This window comes from Pseudomonas sp. MF09156 (assembly GCF_059862305.1).
On record NZ_JCBCUR010000007.1, the window covers coordinates 38,848 to 57,209 of the forward strand.

Genomic DNA, 18,362 nt, shown 5'->3' on the forward strand with positions numbered 1-18,362 from the left:
TTTCTGATTCATTAGACGAGACTGACTTCATGGCCCTCGACATTCACGCCCACCGCATCCTGATCCTCGACTTCGGTTCCCAGTACACCCAGCTGATCGCCCGCCGCGTGCGTGAAATCGGCGTGTACTGCGAACTGCATCCGTTCGACATGGATGACGAAGCGATCCGCGAATTCGCCCCTAAAGGCGTCATCCTCGCCGGTGGCCCCGAGTCCGTGCACGAAGCCAACAGCCCGCGCTGCCCACAAGCGGTATTCGACCTGGGCGTGCCGGTATTTGGTATCTGCTACGGCATGCAGACCATGGCCGAGCAACTGGGCGGCAAGGTTGAAGGTTCCGAGCTGCGTGAATTCGGTTATGCCCGTGTCGACGTGGTCGGCAAGAGCCGCCTGCTGGACGGCATCGAAGATCACGTCGACGCCGACGGCCTGTTCGGCCTCGATGTCTGGATGAGCCACGGTGACAAGGTCACCCGGATGCCGGAAGACTTCCACATCCTGGCCAGCACCCCGAGCTGCCCGATCGCCGGCATGTTCAGCGACGAGCGTCGTTACTACGGCGTGCAGTTCCACCCCGAAGTGACTCACACCAAGCAAGGCGGGCGCATCCTGTCGCGCTTCATCCTCGACATCTGCGAGTGTGAGGCCCTGTGGACCCCGTCGAAAATCGCTGAAGACGCCATCGCCAACGTGCGCGCCCAGGTCGGTACCGACAACGTCCTGCTCGGCCTTTCCGGCGGCGTTGACTCCTCCGTGGTTGCTGCGCTGCTGCACAAGGCCATCGGCGACCAACTGACCTGCGTGTTCGTCGACAACGGCCTGCTGCGCCTGCACGAAGGCGAGCAAGTGATGGCCATGTTCGCCGAGAATATGGGCGTCAAGGTGATCCGCGCCAACGCCGAAGATCAGTTCTTGAACAACCTGGCCGGCGAGTCCGACCCGGAGAAGAAGCGCAAGATCATCGGCCGCACCTTCATCGACGTCTTCGATGCCCAGTCCAACAAACTGGACAACATCAAGTACCTCGCCCAGGGCACCATCTACCCCGACGTGATCGAGTCGGCCGGCGCCAAGAGCGGCAAGGCCCACGTGATCAAGTCCCACCACAACGTGGGTGGCCTGCCTGAGGAAATGAACCTCAAGCTGGTAGAACCGCTGCGCGAACTGTTCAAGGACGAAGTCCGTCGCCTGGGCCTGGAACTGGGCCTGCCGTACGACATGGTCTACCGCCACCCATTCCCGGGCCCGGGCCTGGGCGTGCGCATCCTCGGTGAAGTGAAGAAGGAATACGCCGACCTGCTGCGTCGCGCCGACCACATCTTCATCGAAGAACTGCGCAAGGCCGACTGGTACCACAAAGTCAGCCAGGCCTTCGTCGTGTTCCAGCCGGTGAAATCGGTTGGCGTGGTTGGCGATGGCCGTCGCTACGCCTGGGTCGTGGCCCTGCGTGCCGTAGAAACCATCGACTTCATGACCGCCCGCTGGGCACACCTGCCGTACGAACTGCTGGAGACTGTCAGCGGCCGTATCATCAATGAAATCGAAGGCATCTCGCGCGTGACGTATGACGTGTCGAGCAAGCCGCCGGCGACGATTGAGTGGGAATGATGGGACGTCCGGCATTGTCCGGCACGATCTAGCAAGAAATGCCCTAGAGCCCGCGTAATTGCGGGCTTTTGGCTTTTTGGGTCTGGCAAATTCTGGCAGCTTTGTGCATCGCCAAGCACCGTGTTTGTATGGCATGGTACGGGGCATTGACTGAGCCAAATACCATGTTCGGTGCTCGATACCATGTCGCCCTCGTAGGGTAGGGCATGGTATTAAATCTCATCATCAGCCCGGTTTCATTGGGTTTTACCGTGGTGTATGAGTGCTTTTCTGAGCATGGTATTTTTTCCATGGAATCCATAACTGCCATGTTGACCGATACCAAGCTGCGTAACCTCAAACCGCAAGAAAAACTCTACAAGGTGAACGACCGCGACGGGCTGTACGTGGCCGTCACTGCTGCCGGTTCCATCTCATTTCGTTACAACTACTCAATCAATGGCCGTCAGGAGACCATCACGTTCGGCCGTTATGGCGTGAGTGGCATCACACTTGCGGAAGCCAGAGAGCGCCTGGGCGAGGCTAAAAAGATGGTTTCGGCGGGTAAGTCACCTGCCAAAGAGAAAGCCCGTGCCAAGGCACGCACCAAAGGGGCAGAGACGTTTGATGCGTGGGCTGAGAAATGGCTGCGTGGGTATCAGATGGCTGACTCGACCCGTGACATGCGCCGATCGGTTTACGAGCGCGAGCTAAAGCCGCACTTCGGTAATCAGAAACTGGTGGAAATCAATCATGAGGACCTGCGAACGCTGACTGATGCAATTGTGGAGCGTGGAGCTCCAGCCACGGCCGTGCACTCCCGCGAGATTGTGATGCAGGTGTTCCGATGGGCGATAGAGCGAGGCCAGAAGGTCGAGAATCCGGCTGATTTGGTGCGTCCTGCAAGCATCGCTAAATTCGAGCCACGTGACCGTGCTTTAGGGCCTGACGAAATCGCGTTGATGTATCAGTACCTGGACCGCATCGGCACTGCCTCATCCGTGAGGGTGGCCGCTAAGTTATTGTTGCTGACAATGGTTCGCAAAAGTGAGTTGACCAACGCTACCTGGAATGAGATCAATTTCAGCGAAGCCTTGTGGACAATTCCGAAAGAGCGGATGAAGCGCCGCAACCCCCATTTGGTGTTCTTATCTCAGCAGGCTTTGGATTTCTTCATCGCGTTGAAGACGTTTGCCGGTGGTTCAGATTACGTCTTTCCCTCCCGATACGATTCTGATTTGCCAATGAGCACCGCGACGATCAATCAGGTGCTGACGCTGACCTATCGGCTTGCGCAGAAAGAAGGGCAGCCGCTAAGCAAGTTCGGCCCGCATGATTTGAGGCGCACAGCGAGCACGCTGCTGCATGAGGCGGGTTACAACTCAGACTGGATTGAGAAGTGCCTTGCGCACGAGCAGAAGGGGGTACGGGCCGTTTACAACAAGGCTGAATACCGCGATCAGCGTCGGGCGATGTTGCAGGATTGGGCGGATATGATTGACGAATGGACGCTAAAAAAACCACGTGCGAAGGTTTTGATTTAAGAGTCCGGTTCGGCCGCGTGAACCTCTATTGATTGTGTATTTGGGTTGACACTAAAAAGAGCCACTAACCGGATCGGTGTGGCTGACTCAACCAAAATATCTCTGGGATTGAGGCAATTGCTTTGGATACCGCTTGGCGTTCGATACCCAGCCTGCGCGCAATCGCTGATTGATTGAAACCAAGCCGTTGGAGCATGAGTATCTGTTTTTTTCTATCAGATAATCTTGAGTCCACCATGAGCCGCGCTAGGTCCCGTAACTCTGCTTCCTCTGCTAGCGTTAGCGTTTGGCCAAGCATGTAGTTGTGTATGTAGCTGTCAACCAACTCGTCACCTGATTTCGCTTGCGGGGTGCCTCGCGAGGCGCATTGTCGGCTGAGCCTAATTAGTTCGAGGTCAAACTGCGCTACAGACCGTTTTGCTTTCCTGTACTCGGGATTCCAATCGTCATCCGGCAACTTCGGGCGATGAGCCACGCAGTACAGGTTGCTTAGGCGTAGTTTTTCATCGATGCCGCGTTGGCCTTCGTCTTTGACGGATTCGGCGAATGAGGCCAGCTCCGCAAGCGAGCCGCAAAATCTACAAAAAACTTTTAAGCGTTGACCATTTAAGCCGCGAACATTTCTGTTCGCCGGTTGCTTGCGCTTGCATGCCCATACCAGCTCGATGAGCGTTTCGAGTGTGGCGATAAATTGCTGGTCTCTCTTGGACTGCTGATCTTCTGTTAGAACAAAAGCTCGCAGCAATCGGCGCTGTACCCGGACCATTGCTTCAGCACCGACCAATCGCATGATCTCACTGAATGCTACGCCGGTACCGGCTCCTGGCACGTGCCCCAAATAGCGCGACGGGAGTGTTGTCGTGTACGTAGCTACAACGGGGTCGATGAGTTCTTCTACCAGTCGAGCGATAGGGTAGCGCTTCGATGCTGCAGAGTACGGCTCCCAGCAATCCCGAAACCGTCGAATGGCATCTGCGACGGTTGGGTCGCATCCCTTCCAAATGGCGATGGTTGATCTATTTTTCATGTCAACCATTTTAGCCAATCATCTCGTCGAAGCAAGCGGCACGTCCGGGCACGATCAGGCACACATCCAATGTGACTGATTGAGGCAAGGGTATGCAGGTATCAACGAACAGAACGCTTATCGATAAAAAGACGCTACTAGCGATGATCCCGCTGTGTGAGCGGACGATCTACAACTTTGAAATCAAAGGTAAGTTCCCGCGTCGCATTGCGATCAGCAGTCGCAAAGTAGTATGGGATTTGGCTGAGGTCGAAGATTGGATTGACGCATGTAAGGACTCCGGCCCTGCGCCCAGGCCCGGAATTGGAGTCTGAGCGGTGCAGATCGGGCCCGACGCAAGGCCCATGTCGCAGCGCCATGCTAGAACGGCTTGCGGTCGCCACCAATGTCCACAGCTTGCGCTATTCAGTTCTCAGGACGAGGCGCAGATGTACCACGACAGCAACAGGAGCGGGTTTTTCTCGCTGTTGGTTGACGTACGTGGCGAAAAACGCCAGTCCTCCCATCGGTTAGCGGACATGCCCGCCATTCTCAATTTGGTGGATAAAAACCGCGACACATGGATGTCTCAGGCAGAGTTCATCCGGCCCAACCGGCGGGTCGTGAACCTTGCCCGGTTGGGGCTGTTGTTCACCGATCTTGACACTTATCGCATACCTTCTCTCGCCGGTCGCACGCCTGACCAACTGGCGATGTCGGTGCTGTATTTCTGCACTGAAGAAGGATTACCGGCACCGTCCGTACTGATCTACAGCGGCCGGGGTATCCAGGCGAAATGGCTACTCGACGGTACTATCCCGCGTCAGGCATTGCCCCGCTGGAATGCGTGCCAACGCTACCTAGTGGATCGCCTCGCACATGTCGGGGCCGATCCGATGGCCAAAGACGCAAGCCGCGTTTTGCGAACCATCCAGACAGTCAACAGCAAGAGTGGCGAAGTCTGTCGCGTTATTCACGTCACGAACGACACCGATGGCCAGCCCGTCCGCTACAACTTCGAGTATATGGCCGAGGCCCTGCTACCAACTTCCCGTTGGACAATCGAGCAACAGCGGCAGGAACAGGCCGAGCGGGTCAAACGCAAGCTTAAGCCCTTCCTTTTGGTGCCTGGCGGTAAAGCTGACAATCTCCGCGGATTCTCCGGCCGCCAGCTTGCTTGGGATCGCCTCGAAGACCTGCGCAAGCTCGCCGAGCTGCGCGGTGGCGTCAACGAAGGCAGCCGGATGCAGCACCTATTTTGGCGCTTGAACTTCCTGCTACTGTCCGGCGCGACCAACAGCAAGCAGATGTATCACGAAGCCTCAGCGCTGGCTCGCGAGCTAGATCCGAAATGGAGCAGCCGTTCCAAGGAACTAATGACGCTGTTCAGTAAGGCCAAGGCGTACGAGTCTGGGGAAAGGGTTAGCTTCGGAGGTAAGGATTACACGCCGCTCTACACGCCCAGGAACGAAACCCTGATCAACCTTTTCAGGATCACCGTGGATGAACAGCGGCAGCTCAAGACGATCATCGGCTCGGGGATGGCCCAGGAGCGTGACAGGAAGCGCCACGAGATCCGCAGGCGCGCCGCCGGTGCGGTTAGCCGCGAAGCCTATATCGAAGTGGCTAACGGCAAGCTGGCAAAGGCTCAAGCGCTCAGAGCGGAAGGCATGAGCGTGCGAGCGATTGCTAGGCAAATGGGCATCTCGGTGGGGGCCGTTTCCGGCTACCTCAAGGTGAAGCTTGTGAAGTGTTCAGAGTCCGTGCGTACTACTAATGGCGAAGCTCCCGATCCCGTGTAGGTGTTCAATGTCCGTCCGTATTACTAATGGCGAAGCCTCCGCGTTGTTGACTGCGGATCTGTTCTTGCTGATCTAGGTGGTGGGGCAGATCTAGTCACTGAAGGCGGAGGTCTTAGATGTGTCCCGAGGCGCCTATGCTAGTAATGGGGATGGCCCCCGCAATAGCTGTTCCATGTCCGTGCGTATTACTAATCGAAAGCCTGTGGTTTCGCAGTGCGCAGAAATGTACTTCTTCTGGCCGCCAGTTCGCATCGCTTGGCAGCTCGATGTAGTTGTTTCATTGCGGCGGGGTCTCATTCACCGGCACCCACGGTCCACTCGGTTGGTTCGTCCCGACATACAGCATGGTTAGCACTCCGTGCTCGTAGCTACCAGGTACAGCACCGAATTCAACCTGATCCCCACTGTTGAAAAAACCATCGTGAAGAACGATAGGGCTGCCGTTCCTCGGTGTGATTGTGACTCGGGTCTTGCCTGATGGACGACATGATGCCCGGACAACGGCGTCCGTGTAGGTTTCACTGTCCCCAAACTGGTAGGTCCCGATGTCGCTTTTGCCACCAGGCCGTCGGCAGTCTCGGCCCAGTAGTGAGACGCCCATGATCTCTGCGGAATGATCAGTCGTGAGCTTCGCCGGCATATAGAAGGTGAGTTGCGCGACTATCTGTTGGTCTGCTGGCATTGGCATGACGTGGTCCTGAGCCCACGCGATAAACGACAAGCACAGGGGGCCGATGTTTTGAGAAAGGAAGCTTGTGTAAGACTCCATCAACGCTCCGCCGGTAGCGGATAGAAAGGCAATCCATAGCGCCTTGATCCCGCCTTTTTTCCGGTCTGCTGATTCGGGAGGCGATGTTTCCGATTCCCGCTTCTTTGATTTTTCTTTAATGCGCACGTTCGTCCGCTCAATTGTTCAGTCAGTTAAAGCAAGGTTGTAGTTTCAAGCCAGGGTGACCGCCTCGCCAGTTGAGAAAGCGTCAACGATCAGTATCGGCCAAGTATTCGTCGTAAATTTTATTGGTAAATGGATCAGCACGCGAGAGGTGTCGAGAGGGATACACCCTGACCGGTGGACACCAAAAAGAAAGTCAGGGCGCTGGTTTGACTATCGACTTCCCCCGAAAGGCCTCAGGAGGCGGTGAGCCGCTTTTCAGTTGTTTAGTAATGATGCGCGCGCCGGTGAGAGGCGAAAATCGCTCCGAGCGCAGCACATATGCCTTCCTGATGTGCGACATGCAAACAAAACCCCGCACTCGGGCGGGGTTGTCTGTAGGGCAGGGTAGTGATTAGTGATTAGTGATTAGCGATTGGCAGGGGTTTCCTGCTGCTGTGCTTGCTGCGCGGCTTGGATGGCCATCAACACTTGCTGGTTCAAGTTCGCGTTAGTCTTGCTGCCCAACAAAGGTAGGCGATTTAGAGCCTCTGCCCCGACAAACATGCGATACGAAGCCGACATTGCGAGCGGGCTAACGCGAAGCTGCAGCGCCGTGTACTGCCGATCCAGCTTATCTAGCTGCGGCCCGTAACCTTCGCTTCGCAGCCACCGGCCGAGTGCCCACATGCCAACGGCGAACGTAAAGGCGAATACTGCGAATCCAGCGAACATCAGAAATCCCATCATGATTATTTCTCCGTTTTTTCGTTGTTGGAGGCCGTACCCGGCACACTCAGCGAGGCTAGGCGACCATTAGTAGGGCTTGCGTCTGAGGCTGGACGGATCACGTTGGAATCCCCCTGCTCGGAATTAGCGGCTAACTCTCCGCCGCTGTTTGGAGCGGCCGAATTGGCCTCGCTATTTGAAGGTGGGGTTGATCCAGCACCAAGGGACAAGCCGTGCGCATTCTCCATGCCCGGTACAGCCATTGAAGCCATCACCCCGAGCACCTTCGCACCTCCATTCGCCGCTTGAGAAAGGGAATTTCCCGACACTTCAGTCCCCCTTTTTGGTGTCTCTTGTTGTTTGTCTTTGCCGTCGTTGTCTTGCACTATCTTTCCAGCCTGCTTGGCGGCCTGCTGCACGCCGCTGTTAGGTGGTTGTGCAGGGCTGGGCGTCGCTTTAGCGGCACTGCCACCTACGCTCGACCCTGCTGATGTAGAGACTTTGATGGCTGCACCGCCACCAGTGCTGGCACCCACTCCAGAGGACGCGGCGTTGCCCATTGAAGCCGCTGCACCGATGCCGGAGTTTGCCGCACCGGCAAAGCTGGAGTTAATAGAGCCAGCCAATCCTCCGCTACCAGCCGCCCCTGCGGCACTTGCACCACCACCGGCAGCGCCAAGCGCACCAGCAGCGGCGGGCGCAGCGGCACCGGCCGTGGCGATGGTGGCGACTGCGGCAGCAGCACCGGCAGCGCCAGCCGCTGCCATTCCACCGATGGCCGAACCTCCTCCCATTGACGTGCCGCTGATCATCCCGCCAATCAGTTCGGGAATAGTTTTGGTCAGGTAGGCGCATACCAAAGCCAAACCTGCCAATGTCATCAGAGATGCTTCGTCATTGGTATAAGCCGCTAACCAGGACTTAGCCGACGTGACAATAATTCCCACGATCAAGGTTAAGACGAACAGCTTGGCACCTACTGCGACAACGAAGCGGAGTGGTGCAATTGCAAAATCGCGTGTCCATTGTGAACCGCCGAAACCGAAGAGCAGTACGGAGGCATTAATGATGACGTACGACTCTACAAGCGTCACAAACATAAATGCCGCGATAAAAGCGAAGCACAGTAAAACCAAGCAGCCAACAAGCGCGATAAGAATTGCTTTACCCGGAGAAAAAAGTGAAATGCCTTCCACGATGGTGCGTGAGAAGTTGACCGCCACCGCGAACATATCACCGGGCTGAAGCGCACGGCCCAAACCGCTAGCCGTGCCCGCAGCTTCTCGGAAACTGTCCACTACGGCTGTCGCCCATGGCACGGAATGCTCAATGACTGCATAGAAAAAGCCAATGACCATGAAGAAGCGGATCAGCTCGCCGACAACTTCGCCTAAGTCAGCTTGTCTCATCACTAAAGGCATGAACGTCCAAACCAATTGGATGAGAGCGAGAGATGCCAGTAATTTGAGTGCATAGCCCTGTAGCCGTGGTGACCATTCACTTGCGGCTTGATAGAGCATCCGCAAAAGGCCGTTCATTTCATTGCTTTGAGTTACATCGCCGGCTGCCATCGCGCTACCGGTCGAAAGCAAGAGTATTGCACCAATCAGTGCTAGAAATGCTGAGCGTTGCATAGTTAGAAATCCTCAGACGGGCCCCAGTTGTTTTTCCGTACTTCAAAGTTCTTATCCGTATCTGATTGCATCGACCGCTCAACAGCCACGCAATCGGTGCGGATAGAAACAATGAATCCAGATATAGCGGAGCCACCAAGAGCAGAGGCGATACATAACCCAATGATCAGATATTTAGATATGAACATGGTTAGAAATCCTCGGAAGGCCCCCAGTTATTTTTACGGGCCTCAAACTTTTGCTCCGCAGCTTCGCTAGCAGCCTTCCGGTCGCCCTGCTGAGCGATATAGTTGCCTTGCATGTTTATTTGCGTGGCCAGTAGATCGCGCAGTTTTTGCAACTGCTGAACGTTCTGAGAGGCTATCTCGTTACCTGCCTGAATGGCTTGCATCCGGCCCACGGCCGACTGTGAGCGAGCCACCATGTGATCGAGCTGGGTATCCTCAGACTCGAAAGTGCTGGTGTTGAGGTTCGCCGCCTCAAGCGCCATTTTCACGCTGTCGCGGTTTTGCTCGGACCACTTCTGATAGCGCTCACCCGCCGGTACTTCTGCCGAGTTTGCAGCTTGATTCAGATAGGACTGAAAGCCGGGAAAAGCCGTATTGAACTGCGAGTCCATGTTCTGGATCTGGCGGCCTAGAGACTGCGAGCGGGTGTAGATGTTGGCCACTTTTTTGAGATCGGCCGCGACGCTTCCAAACATTGAGTCGGGCAAGCCGGTGCCTTGAGTGACCATGTTCTGATACTGCTGAATTTGCGTCTGTAACGTCTCGGCCGTGTTCAAGGCGGTATTAACGGCCTCGACGTACTCGAACATCTGCTGATAGAACGTCGAGCAGTTCGAGCAATAGATGGCGTAAGCCGGGGGCGGAGCGATGTACATGACCAGTCCGAAAAAGGCGGCTACGGCAACTTTGGCACCATAGGCCGCCTGACGACGGAGTTTCCGAGCAGGAGAAACGGTCGTTTCGTGCAGCGGAATTGTTGCCAGCGGCGTTTTGCAGATAATCGACGTTATGATTTTTTGGTGCATTTCCCGGCCTCTATCAGTCACTTTGGTCAGTGCCTGATCGTGCCCGGACATGCCGGTTGCATCGATGGAATGATTGGCTAATTAGGTTGACATGGGGGAATCAATTCTTAGCGATTATTGTTCAATCCACCCTTTTCGGAATGTACCAAATATTGGGCTTCTACTTGCAGTACTTGCTTCGGACCGCTTGAAAGATGTGCAGCCGGAAAGGCTAACCCATTAGAAGGCTATATAAGATCATCACGGTTGTTGCCGCTGCTTGGGTCATGCCGGAACCCAGGTCGGGGCTTCGACATAGGGGCTGGTACCGTTGGGGTGCCGGACTGCATTTGTTCTGGCACCGGCGCTACCGGGATAGTTATTTCGTCAGGAATTGTGGGCTGCTGGGCGCCACGTTTGGTCGGCTTTCGGATGTACTTTCCTACGTACCGAGCGAACTGGCTGTAGCTCAGCCCCGTGTTATCTCCGCCGTGGTTCTCATATACGACCGTTACCGGCCAGCCGGCTTGAATGAGACCCCGAAATTCATCGAGGCGCGCTAAAAACGCCACCCGCCCCGCGCCAGTAAGCCCTTCTTTTGGTGTCTTCATCATCGATCCTCCGCTTAAGCATGGTTACGCAAGTATGCGCAAAAAACTGTTTACTGACCATGCGTAATCTAGATTAGATGTGCGCAGATATGCGTAGGTATGCTAGATATGAACCGTTCGCAAAGATACGCATGTATTTGCGTCGAATCAGACGGCAAGATGTGTGTTGTACGGGTACGGGCAAGCCCGCCCCCATCCACCAACGCCCCTTATTCGCCTTCGGCTCAACGCATCTTGCTCTTCGCGGCGCACAGCCGCTACCGCGACTAGGAGCAAAGGCATAGCAACAAAAGGAGCAGCCATGACAGACGGCACCAAAGAAAAAGCACCGGCTCGCCGACGCGGGAAGCCCATAGAGGTTTGGGTCACCGATGAAGAAAAGGCGACAATTACTGCTCGGGCTAGAGAGGCTGGGATGGCACGCTCGGCCTATCTGCGAGCTCTTGGTTTAAATACGCCTGTAAAGTCAGTCGTTGACCTGGGCGCAGTGACTGACTTGGCGAAGGTAAATGGCGACCTTGGACGGGTTGCGGGTCTATTGAAACTCTGGCTTGCAGAGAAGCGTGGAGAAGGCGCGAACGCCATTGATGTAGAAAGCGTAATGATGGAGTTTCGGAGGTTGCAGGTGGCCATAGGAATGAAGATGGGAGCGATTGTTAAAGCTCACAGGTAAATCTCAGCTCTGAGCAGCTTTGGGATTGTGCAATCCACAAAGACCAATAGCCGGTTGGCTGCCCCTCTGACTGTTCTGAGCACGATGTCGCCCGCTCAACGTATGCTATTGGTGGGCTTTAGCTCGTATGCCTCTAGGCGATATGGGGAGGACCAAATGAGAGATCGACCGCACAGTGAGGCAATGTCCGAGCAGCTTCGTGCAGACCCCTAATATGCGGCTGAATTACTTGCGGACGTGCTACGCGGAGGCAGCCCAGCGGAGCTGGTTATTTTGTTACAACAGCTAGCCCTCGCGTTTGGAGCGCACGACCAGACTCAGCACGCCTAGTGCGGGTGAATCATCGGACCGAGCTTTTCCATCGGATGCTGATTCCATACTTGAGGATATGCTTGCTTAGCAACCACACAGCGGGTCTGCTAACAGCAGCTGATATGAGCGAAATTTGTGATGGACGATACTTCAGCATGAGCTACGACTTCAGAAATCTTTCATCGGCGGACTTTGAGGATCTCGTCCGGGACCTCATCGGAAAAGAGGAAGGACTTCGCTTCGAGGCATTCTGCGCAGGGCCAGATGGCGGCATTGATGGCCGGCACGCGCAGGCCAGCGGGAACCTCATTTTACAGGCGAAGCATTATGAAGGTTCGCCGTTCAGCAAACTGACGGCAGCTATGAAGCGTGAGCGCTTGTCAATCAATACGCTGGCACCCACTCGATATATTCTAGCGACCTCCTGTAAGTTCACTCCGCTTAGCAAGGGGAAGCTCGCTCCACTCATAGGGCCAAGCCTGAAGTCCGAGGCGGATATTTTCGGTCCGGAGGACATCAATGGTCTTCTCCGGAAGTACCCAGACATCCTCAAGTCGCACATCAAACTATGGCTCTCGGGCGCGGGTGTTTTGGAGCGGGTCGTGCGTGCGGCGGCCCATACGTTTGCAGCGTTCACGCAGGAAGACATCGAACAGAAGGTTCGCGTCTACGCATCAAACCCCAGCTTTGACGAATCACTAGCTACGCTAGAGAAGCATCGGCTTCTCATCATCTCCGGTCCGCCGGGCGTTGGCAAAACGACACTGGCCGAGATGCTTTGCTACACCTTCCTGGGCGAGCAGTGGGAGCTCGTTCCCATCCGCAGTCTGGAGGACGGCTTCACTGCCATTACCGACAGCAAAAAGCAGGTATTCCTCTTCGACGATTTCCTCGGGAAGGTCGCCCTCGACCGACAAGCTCTGGCGCACAAGGATTCTGATCTAGCGCGGTTCATGAGCCGCGTACGACGCTCACCGAACGCCCGTTTTATCCTGACGACGAGGGGTTACATATTTGAGGAAGCCCGGAGAGTCTCCGAACACCTTGGCGATCAGCGCCTCGATGTAACGAAATACGTGCTCGATGTTGGTATCTATACCCGCCGGATCAAGGCGCGGATTCTCTACAATCATCTTCTCGTATTAGAGACACCGCAGTCGCATATTCGGGTGCTATTGCAAAGCAATAAGCTCGCGGAAATTGTTGATCACAAGAACTATAACCCACGTGTCATCGAGGCCATGACCGATGCTTTTCGCATCGGTGAGATCGAACCCGCCAATTATCCCTCAGCCTTTATCGGCGCCCTGAACAATCCCAGCCAAATTTGGGACACCGCTTTCCGGATGCACATTGATCATCGGTGCAGGCACCTCCTGATGGCGATGTTTTTCCTCGCGGAATACGGGGTTTACCTCGCCACCCTTCGCTCATCTTTCGAGACCCTGCATACCGCGGTGAGCACGGCCTACGGCCTGGCACATGGGCCTAAGGATTTCGAAGAAGCCCTTCGCATTCTGGAAGGTAGCTTTGTCAACATCGTCAACATCGGCGGCCCAATCGTCTCTTTTCTCAACCCCTCACTCAAGGACTATCTCTCAACCTACCTACTGGACACGGACCTCCTTATTCGCCTTGTTCCCACAGCGGCCTCCATCGATTGGCTGTCGAGCCTGTGGGACTTCGTGCATCCGAACGGGCTCAGCGAAGCCGATCAAACGAAGATCGCCAGAGCCTGCGTTGGCATGCTGGAGATGATCGAAACGCGTCCGCACTGGCGTCCGCGAGCTGGTGACGCCCGCTCGCTCGAATACAATGATGCCGCAAACTCTAGACGGCTCCGAATGCTGATGGATTGGTGGCAGCTCACGAACGAACAGCGGTTTGCCGACAGCATTATGGCGATTGCCCGCAATCCACAGCAGGGCTTCGGTGCATGGTCGGATGGCGAGGCTTTAATCGACTTCTTTTGCCAGCTAGGTGACAGGGGCTATGGCCGTCAGTTCATTTACGAAGCCGAATTCCTAGAGCTCCTGGAAAAAGCGCTCACGGACACAATACGCTTGAGCTCATGTGACACGCTCTCCACGCTTGTCGATGCGGTGGACGCAGCGAAGGGGCTACCCGCCAACATCACTAGTGCCTTGCGGGCGGCTGTGCTCGAAGATTTCGAGGAGAACACCAGCCGCATTCGCGAGGATGATAGCGAGTCTTCCCTGTCGGACCGCATTGATGCCCTGAAAAAGTTCGCGCCGCGTTTCGGTGTGTCGGACGCTGTTTTAAATAGCGCCGTCTCAGCCATCGAGGATCGCATATGCGAGATTGAAGACCGGAGTAGTCCCGCCTCCTCTCCGAGTTTCCCACCGTCGAACAAGCGTGATCGGGAGACGTTTGACGACAGAGCTCTTCGAGACCTATTCACCCCTCTCCTTGATCGCTAGACTCACTAAAAGCATGGCGTTGCCATTCGTTTAGATATGCTAGCCAGCTATGAAAAAGTACCTCGATACTATGTTCGGATGAGGAGTACAGCCATGGAATCGAGAGTGATTGGTCGATAGGCTTTTTGAGCTATGAAAAATTTTTGATCAGACGCCATCGTCCTTAACTTAGGAGTTCGATAGGTGTGTTTGCTGTTCGGTTACACTTCATCCTCGATTTGAGGTGGCGAGCTTCCAGCTTTTCATCGTGCGTGAAGTTGTAAATTGTGCTGGGGATCGTTAGCCGCCGAAATGCACGGGTCGAGAAATTGACCCGCTTCAGTTGGATTTACATCGATCTCTATCAGGCGCGCAGCCACGTCATTGCATCGGTGACTGACGGAAAGTCTGGGATTGCGGCTTTATATGCCTCATCTGCGAGGCCAGCTATAAACGCTATGTGCGCCGCGCTTGTCTTGGCTATACCGAGGTGAGCCTCAATTGCACCTTTTGTCCATATCCACACGCCAACAGCTTTTAATTCCTCATGCAGCCTTGCAATGCATGGAATCGCGTTAGCCTGTCTTGCAAGTATCTCGAAGGCGGCGGCGGCCGAGACTCCGTTATGCTTGGTGGGAAGCCCTTCTGCATCAAGCCCGACATGCCCATCGTCTCTTAGCTGAGCGAGAATCGCCTTGCAGGCGGCGAGGTCCGCATGGGCCGGATCGAGGAGAGCTTTAATCGGAGCTATTCTAAATGCGAAGTCAAGGTCAACAATTGCCTTGCAGGGCATTCCCATTGCTCTGAGAACTTTCAACGTGTCAGGAATATTGGGTGTACCTCCAATATCCACCAGGCCGATCTTCTCTTCGTCAGGCGTGGCCCCAAACGCATCATAAAAGATTGCGGGCAGGATAGTTCGCTCTGTCTTGCCTTCTGTGATTACGACACGCTCCGAAAACAGGATTTTGCTTGAGTTCGAAAGGGCGAAGAGCGTTTCCGATTGATGATTAGCATCATCAATCGCTTCTATCACCGCGTCCTTAATACGGGGATAGCACTTTGTTCCTTCCGCAACGCTTCTGCGGATCAGGAGGGTATTGGGCGCATCTGAGCGCGAGATCATATTCGCCGAATGCGTTGTAATGACGACTTGATACCCGTCCCCAGCTAAGCGGCTTAGGGCTGCTCGCACGACCTCTATGGCCTGTGGGTGCAGATAAAGCTCGGGTTCATCAATGAGAAGAAGCGTAGTTCTGCCCGCGTTTCCACCACCCTCCCTTCGAACTTCGGCAAGACACTTGATGAGCGCTATCTGGATTGAGCGCTGAGCACCATGCCCGAATGACGAGGCATCCCGACCGTCCGGATTTTCATATCCTTCTTCGAAAATTCGTATCGTTGCTGATTTCATAAAGTCAGAAAACTCCGGCACCGGAATGTGAGTCTTTACAGATACGCCCGGGAAGAGTTTTGAAAGCTGGCTTTGAATGCGCTCGTCGAGATCGACTAACGTCTCGTCTTTGTCGGCGGAATTTGCGGATAATCGTCTGCCAACATTTTGTAGTGCTTCCGCAACTGCAGGCGAATGCCGCTCTATGACGGGAGTCATTATCTCTTTTAGGAGCTTGCCGATTGTCGTACCGTTACCGAACTTCGCCACGTCCTCTGTAGCATTCTCCATGGCCCCAATGAAAATGGGCTCTGGAAATAAGGCGCTGATCGCGGGGTCAATGCCTGCTGGGTTCACTACCCATTCATCATGGCCGTCCTCATGTTTGAGCACCTCGAAGCGTATGGTTGCGGCCGTTTGGCCCGGCGTCATTTGTGTCCGCCTAATACGTATGCAGCCATCGACGACCAGAGGCTCAATACGCCCGCGATGGGCGTTGCCGATGGCATCGAGGACTTCGGCTGTGATTCCGGATATTTCCGCTTCGACAACAATGGGCTGATTTGAATTATGGAAATCTTCTGCGGGGAGGCTGGAACGCTTGATAATCCAACCCAGCGCTCGAATTATGTTTGTCTTACCAGCATTGTTGTAGCCGACTAAAGGCGTGTAATGCGAAAGTTGGAACAATCCGTCAGATATAGACTTAAAATTCTGAATCCTAACCTCTGAAATATGATGCATTTTATTTTCCTATGTCTGTTGAATTGTTCGTTGCGATTGTGATGTGTGGATTTTATAATCGACTCGATACAGTTCTTTGCCAAAAAATCGGTAGTCGAAATTTAAGCGTGATTTAATTGTTGTCAGTCTGTTGTAGGGTTGTTTTTCTGTCTGTGCAACTCATTTAATATTTGCTTTGAGTGTGCGCTAAGAAGAAACTTTAAATTGTTGGTTGTTGGTTCGTAAAGCTGTCTAGATACTAAAGCGCCGTCAGGATGTTTTTGAGTGGGGGAGTCGGTTTCAATGTCGTAAAAGTTATGAGTAATTTCCATAGGCGCTATGACACTGGTATCAAGAGGGATCGTGGCATAGGGATTGTAATATATGTGCAAACCATCAAAATGAGTTTCTCTATGGTGGGATGAATGATAAATATGTATGTCGGAACCAGCGATGCTGCCACCGAAGTCGTATCTGCTGGTCACTAGATAGTTTAGTGGTCCTATTTTATAGTTATTTATTCCGAGGTTTTTCAATCCTTGATGGGTAATGAATTCATTCCTGTTGAACTCTCTGAAATTAGTTGCTCTCACGATTCTTTCGATGCCACTTTCAACTACTGCTTTGCCGAAAGTTCCAGTGGTTGAAAAAATGACTGCACTAATTTCTTTATAGGAGTCATTGGTGAATATTCCCAGTTCAATTGGCGCACCTGATGGTTTGTTAATTGATGCAGTCTTTTTTTGTTTACCCGTTTGAAACGTGTCTGCGTCAGGGGGCTCGATACCAAAAAGTACGCGGTTTATGATTTCGTTATTTTGTGTAAGCGATAGATCGCTATCAAATGGAGCAATTGCAATTACGAAGGGCCTGCCACGAACATGCTCAAGTGACGAGTAGGGGAACTTTTTTTCATTAACTCCTGTGAAAAGATCTTTTTTGTCTTTTATCTTGCCTATAAGTTTAATGGTGCAGTGGTCCTTGAATTTTTTTTCGTTGAACGAGTTTGTCTGTGTTGAAGGATCTTGGGGGCGATCAGATACGACTGCCTCAATGTTAAACTGGTATCCGTCGGAGGTGCTCACGCAAAAGTCTGGGCTTCCTTTGGTGTAATCGACAGAAAAACCCAGTTCGATAAACATTTTGTTGAGATATAGTTCCCAAAAGGCAGAATTGAAAGTGGTTTGAAATTCGTTAATAAACTTGGTTTGCTCTCCTGATCTTTCCAGCAGTCCTTTACCCCACGACTGGATCACGTCTTTTACTGGGGCATAATTAGGGTCGCTGCAGATCTGTTTGAAAGATTCATGCAGTTTATTTTGTGGTATTTTTGTATTGAAAAGATCCATCTCATTCGCCTGGCTGGTAGACAAAGCCCCTCAATGAGGAGTGTAGGAGAAAACGGCTCAGTAACGGAGTGTAGGTAAACTTTGCTCCGAGGACTAATTTTCTTTAGCACATGGCCCATAAGTAGACTATTCGTAGGACCAGCATTAAGGCTGACGATCCTCAAGGTCGGGCGTAGAGCATTGGCTGTGTTTATGGAATTCGTCGAGCCTGATTGTGAGGTGAACCAGCAGCGGGCACACTGGCGTTGTGCATTGCGTTAGGCTGTTACCCAGAACATACATGTCCGGCTCTGCTAGCACGCGGCGTCGTTCGCAACACAGATCACATCCCATTGATGTGGATCTAGCGACGTTGAATCGCGCAGCTAGCAAGGAGGACGCCACCAGATGAAAGAAAGATCGCATGACGAGTTTATGGTTGAGAATTTACACGCGGACCCGATCTACGCCGCTGAACTGCTCGCCTACGTTCGCCGAGACGGCGATCCGGCTGAGTTGGCTATTCTGTTGCGGCATATGGCTGAAGCATTCGGGCACGATACGCTGGGAATAGTCTCTCAGACAGGGACGAAGCTCAAATGATCTAGAAAGGTTGGTTGATGCATTGGGGACGCTTATTTCGTAGTAGGTTTTGCAAATTAGGTTATGGCGGACAGTCGAGACGAAACGTTTATCTCGTTAGCTTGTACCATGTGAT

At 53.7% G+C, this 18,362-nt stretch carries 14 protein-coding genes; 7 read left to right on the forward strand and 7 right to left on the reverse strand.

What is annotated here, in order from left to right; genetic code table 11:
- Window positions 1-29 precede the first annotated feature (29 nt).
- Both guaA and AC19YY_RS17295 read left to right on the forward strand, forming a co-directional pair.
- Window positions 30-1,607 (forward strand): glutamine-hydrolyzing GMP synthase, encoded by a 1,578-nt coding sequence (gene guaA / locus AC19YY_RS17290; RefSeq protein WP_029298509.1) that lies wholly within the window; start codon window positions 30-32, stop codon window positions 1,605-1,607.
- 308 nt (window positions 1,608-1,915) lie between these two features.
- The gene (locus AC19YY_RS17295; RefSeq protein ID WP_500604628.1) at window positions 1,916-3,130 is read left to right on the forward strand and encodes a tyrosine-type recombinase/integrase; all 1,215 of its coding nucleotides are present in this window, start codon (window positions 1,916-1,918) and stop codon (window positions 3,128-3,130) included.
- A gap of 64 nt (window positions 3,131-3,194) precedes the next feature.
- On the opposite strand, the gene AC19YY_RS17300 is transcribed toward AC19YY_RS17295, so the two are convergent.
- Window positions 3,195-4,166 (reverse strand): hypothetical protein, encoded by a 972-nt coding sequence (locus AC19YY_RS17300; RefSeq protein ID WP_500604573.1) that lies wholly within the window; start codon window positions 4,164-4,166, stop codon window positions 3,195-3,197.
- 83 nt (window positions 4,167-4,249) lie between these two features.
- Between AC19YY_RS17300 and AC19YY_RS17305 the strand changes: the two genes are divergently transcribed.
- Together AC19YY_RS17305 and AC19YY_RS17310 are read left to right on the forward strand one after the other, a co-directional pair.
- A complete protein-coding gene (locus AC19YY_RS17305; protein WP_103363074.1) occupies window positions 4,250-4,471 on the forward strand; it encodes a helix-turn-helix transcriptional regulator in 222 nt (73 codons plus the stop codon).
- Between the two features lie 114 nt (window positions 4,472-4,585).
- Window positions 4,586-5,938: a replication protein gene (locus AC19YY_RS17310; protein WP_500604574.1), complete on the forward strand. Its 1,353-nt coding sequence runs from the start codon at window positions 4,586-4,588 to the stop codon at window positions 5,936-5,938.
- Between the two features lie 277 nt (window positions 5,939-6,215).
- Here AC19YY_RS17310 and AC19YY_RS17315 read toward each other — a convergent pair whose 3' ends face one another.
- The 4 genes from AC19YY_RS17315 to trbJ all read right to left on the reverse strand — a co-directional run bounded on the left by AC19YY_RS17315 (window position 6,216) and on the right by trbJ (window position 10,205).
- Window positions 6,216-6,833, reverse strand: coding sequence for a hypothetical protein (locus AC19YY_RS17315; protein ID WP_500604575.1), 618 nt, complete (start codon window positions 6,831-6,833; stop codon window positions 6,216-6,218).
- 405 nt (window positions 6,834-7,238) lie between these two features.
- Window positions 7,239-7,559, reverse strand: coding sequence for a hypothetical protein (locus tag AC19YY_RS17320; protein ID WP_500604576.1), 321 nt, complete (start codon window positions 7,557-7,559; stop codon window positions 7,239-7,241).
- A gap of 2 nt (window positions 7,560-7,561) precedes the next feature.
- Window positions 7,562-9,172: a P-type conjugative transfer protein TrbL gene (trbL, locus tag AC19YY_RS17325; RefSeq protein WP_500604577.1), complete on the reverse strand. Its 1,611-nt coding sequence runs from the start codon at window positions 9,170-9,172 to the stop codon at window positions 7,562-7,564.
- A 190-nt stretch (window positions 9,173-9,362) separates the two neighbouring features.
- Window positions 9,363-10,205 carry a P-type conjugative transfer protein TrbJ gene (gene trbJ, locus AC19YY_RS17330; protein ID WP_500604578.1) on the reverse strand — a complete coding sequence of 281 codons (843 nt, stop codon included), beginning with the start codon at window positions 10,203-10,205 and terminating at the stop codon, window positions 9,363-9,365.
- A gap of 891 nt (window positions 10,206-11,096) precedes the next feature.
- On the opposite strand from trbJ, the gene AC19YY_RS17335 reads away from it, so the two are divergent.
- Both AC19YY_RS17335 and AC19YY_RS17340 read left to right on the forward strand, forming a co-directional pair.
- Window positions 11,097-11,468, forward strand: a complete 372-nt coding sequence (locus AC19YY_RS17335) for a plasmid mobilization protein (RefSeq protein WP_500604579.1) — start codon at window positions 11,097-11,099, stop codon at window positions 11,466-11,468.
- Window positions 11,469-11,935: 467 nt separating this feature from the next.
- On the forward strand, window positions 11,936-14,221 hold the full coding sequence (locus AC19YY_RS17340) for an nSTAND3 domain-containing NTPase (RefSeq protein ID WP_500604580.1): 2,286 nt from the start codon (window positions 11,936-11,938) through the stop codon (window positions 14,219-14,221).
- 343 nt (window positions 14,222-14,564) lie between these two features.
- On the opposite strand, the gene AC19YY_RS17345 is transcribed toward AC19YY_RS17340, so the two are convergent.
- Together AC19YY_RS17345 and AC19YY_RS17350 are read right to left on the reverse strand one after the other, a co-directional pair.
- Window positions 14,565-16,337, reverse strand: coding sequence for an ATP-dependent nuclease (locus tag AC19YY_RS17345; RefSeq protein ID WP_122554679.1), 1,773 nt, complete (start codon window positions 16,335-16,337; stop codon window positions 14,565-14,567).
- A 122-nt stretch (window positions 16,338-16,459) separates the two neighbouring features.
- Complete coding sequence (locus AC19YY_RS17350; RefSeq protein WP_500604581.1) at window positions 16,460-17,665, reverse strand: hypothetical protein; 1,206 nt, start codon at window positions 17,663-17,665, stop codon at window positions 16,460-16,462.
- Window positions 17,666-18,052: 387 nt separating this feature from the next.
- On the opposite strand from AC19YY_RS17350, the gene AC19YY_RS17355 reads away from it, so the two are divergent.
- On the forward strand, window positions 18,053-18,247 hold the full coding sequence (locus AC19YY_RS17355) for a transcriptional regulator (RefSeq protein WP_122554678.1): 195 nt from the start codon (window positions 18,053-18,055) through the stop codon (window positions 18,245-18,247).
- Window positions 18,248-18,362 lie beyond the last annotated feature (115 nt).

Bases quoted from the DNA above. Each gene is read 5' to 3' on its own strand.
- guaA (WP_029298509.1), top strand. From the start codon at position 30: ATGGCCCTCGACATTCACGCCCACCGCATCCTGATCCTCGACTTCGGT.
- AC19YY_RS17295 (WP_500604628.1), top strand. From the start codon at position 1,916: ATGTTGACCGATACCAAGCTGCGTAACCTCAAACCGCAAGAAAAACTC.
- AC19YY_RS17300 (WP_500604573.1), bottom strand. From the start codon at position 4,166: ATGGTTGACATGAAAAATAGATCAACCATCGCCATTTGGAAGGGATGC.
- AC19YY_RS17305 (WP_103363074.1), top strand. From the start codon at position 4,250: ATGCAGGTATCAACGAACAGAACGCTTATCGATAAAAAGACGCTACTA.
- AC19YY_RS17310 (WP_500604574.1), top strand. From the start codon at position 4,586: ATGTACCACGACAGCAACAGGAGCGGGTTTTTCTCGCTGTTGGTTGAC.
- AC19YY_RS17320 (WP_500604576.1), bottom strand. From the start codon at position 7,559: ATGATGGGATTTCTGATGTTCGCTGGATTCGCAGTATTCGCCTTTACG.
- trbL (WP_500604577.1), bottom strand. From the start codon at position 9,172: ATGCAACGCTCAGCATTTCTAGCACTGATTGGTGCAATACTCTTGCTT.
- trbJ (WP_500604578.1), bottom strand. From the start codon at position 10,205: ATGCACCAAAAAATCATAACGTCGATTATCTGCAAAACGCCGCTGGCA.
- AC19YY_RS17335 (WP_500604579.1), top strand. From the start codon at position 11,097: ATGACAGACGGCACCAAAGAAAAAGCACCGGCTCGCCGACGCGGGAAG.
- AC19YY_RS17340 (WP_500604580.1), top strand. From the start codon at position 11,936: ATGAGCTACGACTTCAGAAATCTTTCATCGGCGGACTTTGAGGATCTC.
- AC19YY_RS17345 (WP_122554679.1), bottom strand. From the start codon at position 16,337: ATGCATCATATTTCAGAGGTTAGGATTCAGAATTTTAAGTCTATATCT.
- AC19YY_RS17350 (WP_500604581.1), bottom strand. From the start codon at position 17,665: ATGGATCTTTTCAATACAAAAATACCACAAAATAAACTGCATGAATCT.
- AC19YY_RS17355 (WP_122554678.1), top strand. From the start codon at position 18,053: ATGAAAGAAAGATCGCATGACGAGTTTATGGTTGAGAATTTACACGCG.